Here is a 10,453-nt window from a genome sequence, read left to right as displayed (position 1 = left end):
CGGCCGGCCGCGAGCGGCTCGAGGCCGAGGACGGCCCGGACGAGGCTCGTCTTCCCCGAGCCGTTGGCCCCCAGGACGGCGAGCAGCTCCCCGGGCCGGACCTCGAGGCCGAGGCCCGACCAGACGACCCGTCGCCCGTAGCGCAGGGCCGCGTCCTCGACCCGCAGGACCGGCTCGTCGCGCCGGAGGACGATGGCGCCCCTCGCCGCCTCGCTCACCCGAGTGCCTTGCCGACGGCCGACAGGTTGCCCTCCATCCACGTCAGGTAGTCCTTGCCCGACGGCAGGGTCTCCGTGACGGGCACGACCGGTATGCCGTTCGCCTTCGCGGCCTTGAGCACCGCCTCGGTCTGTGGCCCGGACGTCTGCTCGTTGTAGGCGAGCAGGTCGACCTTCTTGCTCGAGAAGAGGTCGAGCGTCTCGTGGAGGACGGCGGCCGACACGTCCGTGCCGTTCTCGATCGCCTCGCTGAACTCCTCGGGAGTCCGGTTGACGAGACCGCACGCCTGGAGCAGGTAGAGCGGCACCGGCTCGGTGATCGCGACGGCGTCCCCGCTGTGCGCCTTCCTGATGGATGCCTCGGTCGCCTGCATGGCGGCCAGCCGCGCGTCGAACGCCGTGACGTTCTTCGCATACGTCGACGCGTCGGCCGGGTCGGCCGCGGACAGCGCGGTGGCGATCCGAGCGGCGACCTTGCGGACCGTCGGGAAGTCGTACCACACGTGCTCGTTGAGCTCCCCGCCCGCCGGCGCCTTCTTGCCCGAGATGTCGACGGCGTCGAGGACGGTCGCGGAGGTGTTCTTGGCGGACGAGAGCATCGTGTGGACGAAGTCGTCGTAGCCGCCGCCGTTCTCGACGACGAGCTTCGCCGTCGAGAGGGCGAGCTGGTTCTGCGTGTTCGCCTCGTAGGAGTGCGGATCGGCGTCCGGGTTGCTGATGATCGAGGTGATGTCGACGCGTGACCCGGCGAGATCACCTGCCACCTGCTTCACGACGTCGCCCCAGACGTTCGTCGACGCGACGACCGAGACGGTGTGGTTCGCGGCGCTGCTGCTGCTCGACGTGGCGCCGGAGGAGTCCCCCGACCCGCAGGCGGCGAGGACGAGGACGGCGGAGACCGCGCAGGAGGCCGCGAGGGCGGTCCGACGGGAGAACATGGGCTGGCATACCTCCGGGTCTAAGAGTGATAACGATGTTCATTATTACCGTATGCGGGGCTGCCGCGGGAAGGGGGTCCCGCCCTCCGCGCTGGACGGGTCCGACGGGGCATTCCGTAGACTGGTGGCGTGGCATCTCGCATCGGAGCGGAGAAGGCGCCGCGGTCGACCGCGCAGGGCGCTGCGGTGCGGCAGGCGCTCATCGACGAAGGCGGCTTCCGTAGCGCGCAGGACGTCTACGGCGCACTCCGGGCCGCGGGTCACAAGGTGGGCCTGTCGACCGTCTACCGCCATCTCCAGGCCTTCAGCGACCAGGGCGAGGCGGACGTCATCCACACCGGGGACGGCGAGACGACCTACCGGTTCTGCGGTGACAGCGGGGGTCATCACCACCACCTCGTCTGCCGCCGCTGCGGCCGGGCCGAGGAGGTCGAGAGTCGCTCCATCGAACGGTGGGCCGAGGAGACGGCGAAGCGGTTCGGCTACACCGACGTCGACCACACCGTCGAGGTCTTCGGCGTCTGCGCCGCCTGCGCCGCCGCGTCCTGAGCCAGGCTCTCGTCCGCCCATCCCTGTCGAGTGCGCCTCTGGCGCATCGGTGAGGTCTGGAGTCGCCGGCCCGAAGCCCTCCCTCGTCTCACTACTCAGTGCTACTATCTAGCAGTACTCAATAACGCTGAGTAGTTCGAGAGGGAGCTTCGTGAGCCGGCAGATGACCGAGATGCTGAAGGGCACGCTCGAGGGCATCGTCCTCGCGATCCTGTCCGCGCGGACCGCATACGGATACGAGATCACGGCGTCGCTGCGGCAGCAGGGCTTCTCCGACATCGCCGAGGGCACGATCTACGCCCTCCTCGTGAGGGTCGAGCAGCGCGGCCTCGTCGACGTGCAGCGGATCCCCTCGGAGAAGGGGCCGCCCCGCAAGATGTACTCCCTCAACCCGCAGGGACAGGCATACCTCGACGAGTTCTGGAGGACCTGGAGCTTCCTCGCAGAGCGACTGGAGCAGCTCCAGGAGGAAGGCAGGAGAACATGACGACACGATGGATCGAGCGGGTCACCGGATCGCTCGAGGAGAAGAGACAGTACAGGCGGGACAAGGCCCGCATGGAGGCTCTCCCGACGCCGTATGCCGCGGCCGCCAAGGCGTTGCGGCGGTACCTCATGTACTGCGGCGGCGTGACGGACGGCGCGACGATCGTCACGATGCTCGGCGACCTCGCCGACCTCTGGGAGGCCGCCGCAGCGGACGGCACCCCGGTGCGCCAGATCGTCGGGGAGGACCCCGTCGAGTTCGCCGAGACGTTCGCCGAGGCGTACACCGGCAAGCGGTGGATCGACAAGGAGCGGGAGCGCCTGGTGTCGGCGATCGATGACGCGGAGCGACGGGACCCCTCATGAGCGCCGACACAGCGATCCACGCGGAGGGACTCGAGAAGTCCTACAAGGCGCTGGACGTGCTCCGCGGTGTCGACTTCGACGTGGCGCGCGGCAGCATCTTCGCCCTCCTCGGGTCGAACGGGGCGGGAAAGACGACGGTCGTCCGGATCCTGTCGACGCTCATCAGACCCGATGCAGGGCTCGCGAGCGTCAACGGCTTCGACGTGGCCACCCAGGCCGCGCAGGTTCGGGAGTCCTTCAGCCTCACCGGGCAGTTCGCTGCCGTCGACGAGATCCTCAGCGGGCGGGAGAACCTCGTCCTCGTCGCCCGGTTGCGTCACCTGGCGGACCCCGGAGCCGTCGCGGACGACCTCCTCGAGCGCTTCGCCCTGACCGAGGCGGCCGGACGGAGGGTGTCGACGTATTCCGGCGGTATGCGACGCCGCCTCGACATCGCGATGAGTCTCATCGGCGACCCGCCGGTCATCTTCCTCGACGAGCCCACGACCGGCCTCGACCCCCAGGGGCGCATCGAGGTGTGGCAGGCCGTCACGCGGCTCGCGGAGCAGGGCACGACGGTGCTGCTCACGACGCAGTACCTCGAGGAGGCCGAGCAGCTCGCCGACCGGATCGCGATCCTCCACCGGGGCCGGATCATCGTCGACGGCACCCTCGCCGAGCTGAAGCGGCTGCTCCCGCCCGCCACCGTCGAATACGTCGAGAAACAGCCGAGTCTCGAGGAGATCTTCCTCGCCGTCATCGGCGACGACGCCGAGGACACCGGCCGCGGGCCGGACGCCGACGCGAGAACGACCCGGAAGGAGAACCGATGACAGCCCACTTCCTCGGCGACACCACCGTCCTCACCGGACGGAGCCTGCGTCACATCACCCGGAGCCTCGACACGATCATCACGACGACGTTCATGCCGATCGCCTTCCTGCTCCTCTTCGTGTACGTCTTCGGCGGCGCGATCAGCACCGGGATGACGTCCTACGTGGACTACCTGCTGCCCGGCATCCTCATCATCACGATCGCATCGGGCATCTCCTACACCGCGTTCCGCCTCTTCCTCGACCTCAAGGGTGGGATCTTCGAGCGGTTCCAGTCCATGCCGATCGCCCGCTCGTCCGTCCTGTGGGCCCACGTCCTGACCTCGTTGACGGCGAACCTCATGTCCGTCGTGGTCGTCGTCCTCGTCGCGCTCCTCATGGGCTTCCGGTCGGGAGCGGGGGTGCTGGCCTGGCTCGCGGTCGCCGGCATCCTCCTGCTCTTCACGCTTGCGCTGACCTGGGTGGCCATCATCCCCGGCCTCACCGCGAAGTCGGCCGACGGCGCGAGCGCGTTCTCCTACCCGCTCGTCTTCCTGCCGTTCATCAGCTCGGCCTTCGTCCCGACCCAGACGATGCCGGCGCCGGTGCGGGCCTTCGCCGAGAACCAGCCGGTCACCTCCATCGTCGACACGATCCGCAACCTGCTCACGCAACAGCCCATCGGGAACGACATCTGGACCGCCCTGGCCTGGTGCGTCGCCATCCTGCTGGCCGCATACGCCTGCGCGATGGCCGTCTTCCATCGCCGGACGTCATGAGCTCGTCCGCGGCTCGCACCTCGGGCCGAGCCGCGACGGGCGTAGCCTGACGGACAGAGAGTTCGGCGCCCCGTCCTGCTGGACTGGCCCTGTCGGGCTTCGGCATACCGCCGACGGCGCATCAGGTAGCCGGGCCAGAGCAATCGAGGATGCTGATGAATCGGCCGATCCAGGACAGGGATGCCCGGACGCACGCCGTCGAGGCGCGGCTCCGCGAGGCGGAGCAGACCCGCCGACCATGGTGGCGCGACGCCGAGCGACGCGATGCGGACGCCGAGCAGCGAGACGGGACCAGTCGCGGGCGTGACGACGACGCCGATGCCCGTGACGCCGCCGCCGAGCGGAGGGACACGGACGCGGCGATCCGCGAGCAGGCCGCAGTGGACCTCACGACCACCGCCCATGCACGCTTGGACGCGCAGGACGCGGCCGACACCGATCTGACGGCCGCGCACGCCGAGAGCGTCGCCGCGCTGGGGCGGACGTTCGACCAGCTGCGGGCAGTGCCGGGGATGCCGACGGAGGTGTTGGACTCGGCACAGGTCGTGCTGGAGGGCCATCTCGCTCGCGCCTACCTCGCCCTCGACGCGATCGGTGCGGAGCGGCGTGAGGTGCGTGACGACCTGCGCGACGTGGCTCAGCACCTCGGTGCCGACACCATCGATCGTCTGGCGGCCATGCAGGACCGTGCTCTCGCCGCGGGCGACCGGCACGCGGCACGCAACGACCGCGAGTATGCCCGCACCGACCGGCAGATGGCCGCCGTCGACCGCGTCGACCCGTAGCCGCAGCATCCGGCGTCATCCCCGTCCGTCCACGACCTGCAGCAGCCCCTCGCGGATCAGTCGGCGGGCCAGCACGAGTCTGCTCCGCGCGTCGAGAGGGAGGTCGCGGGGACGCAGCTCTGCGCGAGCCCGCACCACCTCGATCGCGGGCCGGATCGTGGCCGGCACGTCGAGGGACCGGTCGCCCAGCAGCACCTCCAGCCGATCGTCCCTCTCTAGGAGGACACACGCGTGACCAGGACGGCGACGAAGCAGCGTGTCATCCCCGACGACGCCGAGGGACAAGCCGTCGACCACGCCGCCCGCCAAGCGAGGCGGCCGGGAGGTGAGGAAACGGCGCACCTCCTCGCGGGCGGCCTCGGAGACGTCGAGATGGCGCAGCCGGTCGGCCAGCGTGGCGAGCCGGTCCTCGAGCCCAGCGACGAGAGCGCCGGGGTCCTCGAGGTAGCCGGCCGGCAGATGCCCCCCGGGCTGCCCGGCGATCGCGTCCGCGACCGTCCGCTCCATCAGTCCGCGCCAGGTGAGCTGGTTGATGCCGATGGTGATGTGCAGGGAGACGGTGTCCTGGGAGCGTGCGGCGTGGGGCGTGCCGGCGGGCAGGTACATCACGTGGCCGGGCTCGAGGAGCGGCTCCTCGTCACCTTCTGACGGGTGCAGCTCCCACTGCTTGGTGCCGGCGGTCTGGAGGACGAAGACATCGTGGACGTCGCTGTGTACGGCGAACCCTTGAGAGCCTGGCGGCGTCAGATAGGCGTTGGCCTGACAAGGGTGTCCGAGCTCCAGCTCGAGCTCGGACACCAGGTCGACCAGCGGCGGAAAGGACCGATGGAGGCCTTGGAACACCACGGTGGCGCCGTTCCGGAACTCCTCGAGCACCCGCCGGCCGTCGACGAGGCCCGTGAGGGCCCGCCCAGCCTGGGTGACGGTGGTGGTGTAGTCCTCCTCCGGGAGCACCGAGCCATCACGGACCAGACGCACACTCGGGGTCCGGATCGCGGAAGCCGTGAGCAGCCGGTCGGCGTCCTCGAGGGACAGATAGGCCGCCAGCTCCCTCGAATCGGTCCGATGGTGCATGACCCGCGATGCCCAGACCTTCTCGCGGAAGGTCTGGGCATCGCCAGTGAGCAGGTCAAGCACGCCCCGCTCGACGGGCACGCTCAGGATGCGTCGTCGCTGTCGCGCGGCCCGGTGTCGGGACCGGGGCCGGCGTCCTGGCCGTCCGCGTCGTCGCTGTCGCGCGGCCCGGTGTCCGGCCCGGGGCCGGCGTCCTGGCCGTCCGCGTCGACACTGGTGTCGCCGGACGGAGTGGTGGTCATGTCGTCGTCGTCGAGGGGGCGGTCGGTCATGGGTTCCTCCAAGGTGGCGGATGAGATGTGCGAACCTCTACCTACCCACCTCTCGGCGCTCCATGCCCAGGCGCGGTGGTCTCATCGCCGACCGAACGATGGCCAGCCGGGATGGGACCAACCGTCTCACGCCGGCCGCTGCGCGCCGACCGATGCCGCTCGGATCCGTTCGAGATGGTCGGCGAAGCCTCCGACGGCGCGGCCGGCCAGCCGGTCGGACGTCACGACGCACCCACCGCCCGAGGCCGAGCACGACAGTCCGGCCGCGCGAACACGGCTGACGAGGTCGACGTCCTCGTGGGCGTCCATTCGTCGGAAGCCGCCGACGAGCCGGTATGCCGATGCCCGCACGCCGAGGTTCGCGCCGTGGATGTGCGGATGACCGTCGGTCAGGTCGTGCCTGCCCAGCCAGGTCTGCTGCTCCAGCGGAGTGAGGACTGCGCCCTCCGGCCACACGGTGCCGAGGAGCAGGTCGTAGCCCGCCCGACACGCGCCGAGGTGCCAGATCAGCCAGTGCTCGGGGACCAGAGTGTCGGCGTCGGTGCACGCGAGCCAGTCCACGGCGCCTGCGGGGATCGCATCGGCCTCGGTACTCGACAGGAGGTATGCCGCGCCCGCGGCTCGAGCGGCGCCGACGCAGCGGGCGTCGAGATGCACGGTCTCCACCTCGGAGCGCGTGGCGAGGACGTCGAGGGTGTGGTTGGTGCACCGGTCGAGGGCGACGACGACTCGCACGGTGACGCCCGGCTCGACGTGGGCGAGCCGGCGGCGCGCACGGGCCAGGTGATCGAGGCACCGGGGCAGCAGGGTCTCCTCGTCGTGGGCGGGCACGACGACCCCCAGACTCGTCATGGGGCGCCCGCTCCGGGCCGGGAGAGCATGATCGCGACGAAGTCGTCCGCCTCGTGGGTCCCCTCGACCCGGAGGGAGGGGCTGGAAGCGAACACGGCGTTGACGTCCTCGCCGTCGAGGGCCCAACCGTCGACGGGGTGGCGCCAGTGGCACAACAGGACGATGCCGTCCTCGACCAGGGCGTCCACGGTCAGTCGGAGGGTTCGCGCGAGCTCCTCCTCCTGGAGGAAGTAGCCGATCTCCGACAGCACGACGAGGTCGAACCGCCCGTCCGGCCATGACGCGGGGACCGCGCCGCGGCATACCTCCACGCCGGTCAGGTCCCTACAGCGCTCCCGGGCCCGCGAGACCGCTGTCTCGCTGACGTCCCAGGCGACGACCTCGTCGCAACGCTCGGCGAGCAGCCGGGTCATCAGGCCGAGGGAGCATCCGGGCTCGAAGGCGCGACGGTAGCGCCGCCCGGTGGGCAGCAGCCCGAGGGTCGTCCTGCGCTTGTCCGCCTCGCCGTCCGGTAGATGGAGGGTTCGTTTCCTCAAGTCCGTCAAGCGCTCCGAGTTGGCCGAGTTGACTTGCGCCAGACTTGAGGGATGAGCCTCCCTGTCGTTCTGTCGGATACCGAATATGAGCTTGTGACGGCGACCCCGCCGCAGACGTCCTGCCCCTCGTGGTGCATCTCGCCGGGCCATTGGTGGGACGTCGAGGGGACGGTCCTCCCATCGTCTGGCACAGCGTGCCGGAGGGGCTGGGGCTCGTCGTGGCTCTTGGCGACGGGGGCCGGGTCGAGGTCGACGGCGACCGTCGCGACGAGGCAACGGGCGAGCCGTGGCAGGTGCTCGCGGGTGAGCCGCGAGTCTGGCTCGGCGCGCTCAACCCGCACAGCCACGCCGAGGGCCTCGCGGGGTGCGGATGAGCCCGCGGCAGGCTCGGGACCTCGCGGCGGCTCTGGTGGCGCTGGCGGATCTCTTAGACGCGCGCTAACTACGCGCGGAGATCTTGCAGGTCAACTTCTGACGAGATGACGAAATCTTGGCACTGATCCGCGCGGCGCGCCCCCCAGCAGTCCGGCTCTCGTTCTGACATGCTCCACCTCCACGAAAGTGGTCGAGGAGGCGGTTGGGGGATGTGGGGTGGATGGCAGCAGCCCCGACTCCGAGATCATGTCGACGCGAGCGGGCGCATAGACACAGAGTTGTCGCCTGCACACCTGAATGTCGATGACATCCGGGACATCCTGAGCATCATGGCGGACTTGCCGACCACTCGACTGACCATGCGGGGTGGCCCACCAGGTCGGCGGAATTTCGAGCACCCCTCGCTTGAACTAGCGAGCGCCAGTGATCTCACCCCTGCCAGCAGCGGATTCCTAACGATCAACGCCGGCATCGATGGTCCGAACGGACAAGGCGAAAGCATCTTGAACTTCATGGCCTCGCGAGATGGCATCTCCGTCGATGTGCAGCCATTGCCCGAACATCGAGACTCGCTGCGAGTTGCCCATCAACGGATCGTGGACGTCGTTCGGGCGACGAATAGGCGATGGTGGACCGATCGAGCATTGGGTTGGGCCATCGTTCTGGCTTGGGGGATGACCGTCCTAGGGTTGTGGATTGCCATGGCCTGGACCTGGCGAAACATCGCGGGATGCTCCTTGATTCTGCTGCTTCTGTTGTTCGCACTGAGGCATCCCCGTTCACGGGTTTCTGGCTGGGCGCAGCGCTTCCAAGCTCGTCCAGTCATTTGGCTTGATCTGACGTCGCGCGAGGAGTTGCAGAGCCGCCGCGCGATGATGAAGCGTGACTGGAAGGTGGGCGTGCCGACTGCCTTGGTCAGCGTGGCGGCCGGCGCGCTGCTCGGCTTCTGGTTGCAGCGCTAGTAGATGTGGAATGGGGCCGGTAGGGGCGGTGGGTCCAGCCCCATGTGGCGAGGGTGGCGGCGACGAGGGGGAGACGTCGGCGGTGGCGGCTCGTCGGCCCCAGACCCATGAGTCTCCTCGGGGTCGCTTGACGGCGGCGGCGATGGCGTCATCGAGGGGCGCGTTCGCCTCGGTGCTGCAGGCGCTTGGCGAGGATGAGGTCGAGGAAGCCGGTGGAGGCGATGGCGTAGTCGGCTCCGGAGGCGGGCACGAGGTCGACGTAGGGCAGGGCGCGGGCCAGCTCGTCGGCGAGGGTGGCGGCGGGTCCGGCTGGACCTCTACTCCCACGTTGTTCCGGTCCTCCACGAGGATGCGGCCGGGACCGTCGCCCGGCTCATGAGAACAGGCGCGGTAGATGGAGGGTAGATAGACCTCTGGTGCGATGTAGGAGCGGGGCCTCCGCTCCTCGTGGCCTCTCCCGGCGGGATGCTGGGAGTTGTCCACGGCTCACGTTGAAGGAGGCCCCTGATGGAAGGGTATGCCGGGAGGCAGTTCGTCGGTATCGATCTGCATCGTCGACGGTCGGTGATCGTGCGTTCCACCTGTGAGGGTGAGGTGTTGGAGACGGTCCGGATCAGTAACGATCCGGAGCGGTTGGCGGCGGTGATGGCCCGGGCGGGGGAGGCTCCGGAGACGGTGCTGGAGGCCACGTACGGCTGGTATTGGGCGGTCGACGCGCTCCAGGCCGGCGGCGCCCATGTTCATCTGGCGCACCCGTTGGGGGCGGGAGATGTTCGAGTATCGGCGGGTTAAGAACGACGAGCGGGACGCGGCCGATCTGGCTGACCTGCTGCGGATGGGTCGGCTGCCGGAGGCGTGGGGTCGCCCCGCCGGCCACGCGGGAGCTGCGGGAGCTGGTGCGGCACCGGGCCAAGCTGGTCGGGCTCCGGTCGGGCTGCACGGCTCAGATCCATGCCGTGCTGGCCAAGTGCCGCATCCAGGTGGCGACGAGACGGCCTGTTCGGGGTAGAGGGCACCGCGTTGCTGGACCGGGTCGCGCTGCCGGCGCCGTACGCGGCCAGGATCGCCTCGCTGCGGCGGGTCATCGACACCCTGGACTTGGCAGATCGACCAGTTCACGCGGCTGGCCCGTGGCCGGCTGGCGTCCGAGCCGGGCTACACCAGCGTGCAGCAGATCCCCGGGATCGGCCCGACGCTGGGGGATGCGTGTTCGTGGCCGAGATCGGCGACGTGCACCGGTTCACCGCGGCGCCGGCGCTGGCCTCGTGGGCGGGCTTGACGCCCAAGCATCACCAGACCAGGCACCCACGTCCACCGCGGACGGATCACCAAGCAAGGCTCCTGCCTGGTCCGCTGGGCCGCGACCCGTGTCGGTCAAGAAGGTCGGGGCCCACACCCAGGTCGGCGCCCTGCGCGAACGCGTCGCGGCCCGCCGCGGCCGCAACATCGGCTCGCGCCGCCCGCCGCCCG

At 69.7% G+C, this 10,453-nt stretch carries 16 protein-coding genes; 10 read left to right on the top strand and 6 right to left on the bottom strand.

The window, feature by feature from the left end:
- On the bottom strand, window positions 1-218 hold a 218-nt coding region (locus tag BN12_RS10745), incomplete at its 3' end, for an ATP-binding cassette domain-containing protein (protein ID WP_048552375.1).
- Window positions 215-1,156 (bottom strand): metal ABC transporter solute-binding protein, Zn/Mn family, encoded by a 942-nt coding sequence (locus BN12_RS10740; RefSeq protein ID WP_048552372.1) that lies wholly within the window; start codon window positions 1,154-1,156, stop codon window positions 215-217. The genes BN12_RS10740 and BN12_RS10745, both read right to left, overlap by 4 nt.
- Before the next feature lie 129 nt (window positions 1,157-1,285).
- Between BN12_RS10740 and BN12_RS10735 the strand changes: the two genes are divergently transcribed.
- The 6 genes from BN12_RS10735 to BN12_RS10710 all read left to right on the top strand — a co-directional run bounded on the left by BN12_RS10735 (window position 1,286) and on the right by BN12_RS10710 (window position 4,912).
- On the top strand, window positions 1,286-1,705 hold the full coding sequence (locus BN12_RS10735) for a Fur family transcriptional regulator (RefSeq protein WP_235432373.1): 420 nt from the start codon (window positions 1,286-1,288) through the stop codon (window positions 1,703-1,705).
- A gap of 151 nt (window positions 1,706-1,856) precedes the next feature.
- On the top strand, window positions 1,857-2,192 hold the full coding sequence (locus tag BN12_RS10730) for a PadR family transcriptional regulator (RefSeq protein WP_048552369.1): 336 nt from the start codon (window positions 1,857-1,859) through the stop codon (window positions 2,190-2,192).
- Window positions 2,189-2,557, top strand: coding sequence for a DUF1048 domain-containing protein (locus tag BN12_RS10725; RefSeq protein ID WP_048552367.1), 369 nt, complete (start codon window positions 2,189-2,191; stop codon window positions 2,555-2,557). The genes BN12_RS10730 and BN12_RS10725 overlap by 4 nt, the downstream gene beginning before the upstream one ends.
- Entirely contained in the window at window positions 2,554-3,369 is an 816-nt protein-coding gene (locus BN12_RS10720; RefSeq protein ID WP_048552364.1) for an ABC transporter ATP-binding protein, read from the top strand. The genes BN12_RS10725 and BN12_RS10720 overlap by 4 nt, the downstream gene beginning before the upstream one ends.
- Window positions 3,366-4,127 (top strand): ABC transporter permease, encoded by a 762-nt coding sequence (locus BN12_RS10715; protein WP_048552360.1) that lies wholly within the window; start codon window positions 3,366-3,368, stop codon window positions 4,125-4,127. The genes BN12_RS10720 and BN12_RS10715 overlap by 4 nt, the downstream gene beginning before the upstream one ends.
- A gap of 155 nt (window positions 4,128-4,282) precedes the next feature.
- On the top strand, window positions 4,283-4,912 hold the full coding sequence (locus tag BN12_RS10710) for a hypothetical protein (RefSeq protein WP_048552358.1): 630 nt from the start codon (window positions 4,283-4,285) through the stop codon (window positions 4,910-4,912).
- Window positions 4,913-4,927: 15 nt separating this feature from the next.
- Here BN12_RS10710 and BN12_RS10705 read toward each other — a convergent pair whose 3' ends face one another.
- The 4 genes from BN12_RS10705 to BN12_RS10690 form a co-directional block, all read right to left on the bottom strand.
- Complete coding sequence (locus BN12_RS10705) at window positions 4,928-6,067, bottom strand: cupin domain-containing protein (RefSeq protein ID WP_200901192.1); 1,140 nt, start codon at window positions 6,065-6,067, stop codon at window positions 4,928-4,930.
- Between the two features lie 2 nt (window positions 6,068-6,069).
- Complete coding sequence (locus BN12_RS10700; protein WP_048552352.1) at window positions 6,070-6,258, bottom strand: hypothetical protein; 189 nt, start codon at window positions 6,256-6,258, stop codon at window positions 6,070-6,072.
- Between the two features lie 126 nt (window positions 6,259-6,384).
- Window positions 6,385-7,110, bottom strand: coding sequence for a glycosyltransferase (locus BN12_RS10695; RefSeq protein ID WP_048552349.1), 726 nt, complete (start codon window positions 7,108-7,110; stop codon window positions 6,385-6,387).
- Window positions 7,107-7,646: a class I SAM-dependent methyltransferase gene (locus BN12_RS10690; protein ID WP_053080009.1), complete on the bottom strand. Its 540-nt coding sequence runs from the start codon at window positions 7,644-7,646 to the stop codon at window positions 7,107-7,109. Before BN12_RS10690 ends, BN12_RS10695 begins: the two co-directional genes overlap by 4 nt.
- A 194-nt stretch (window positions 7,647-7,840) precedes the next feature.
- On the opposite strand from BN12_RS10690, the gene BN12_RS10685 reads away from it, so the two are divergent.
- The 4 genes from BN12_RS10685 to BN12_RS26690 all read left to right on the top strand — a co-directional run.
- Window positions 7,841-8,020: a hypothetical protein gene (locus BN12_RS10685; protein WP_048552348.1), complete on the top strand. Its 180-nt coding sequence runs from the start codon at window positions 7,841-7,843 to the stop codon at window positions 8,018-8,020.
- Between the two features lie 330 nt (window positions 8,021-8,350).
- A complete protein-coding gene (locus BN12_RS24460; protein ID WP_157635448.1) occupies window positions 8,351-8,983 on the top strand; it encodes a hypothetical protein in 633 nt (210 codons plus the stop codon).
- 507 nt (window positions 8,984-9,490) lie between these two features.
- Entirely contained in the window at window positions 9,491-9,775 is a 285-nt protein-coding gene (locus BN12_RS23405; RefSeq protein WP_053080008.1) for a hypothetical protein, read from the top strand.
- 159 nt (window positions 9,776-9,934) lie between these two features.
- A partial coding sequence (locus tag BN12_RS26690) for a transposase (RefSeq protein ID WP_157635703.1) occupies window positions 9,935-10,453 on the top strand: 519 nt, incomplete at its 3' end.

Source organism: Nostocoides japonicum T1-X7, assembly GCF_001046855.1.
Classification (GTDB): domain Bacteria; phylum Actinomycetota; class Actinomycetes; order Actinomycetales; family Dermatophilaceae; genus Nostocoides; species Nostocoides japonicum.
This window is presented reverse-complemented; position numbering and strand designations above follow the sequence as displayed.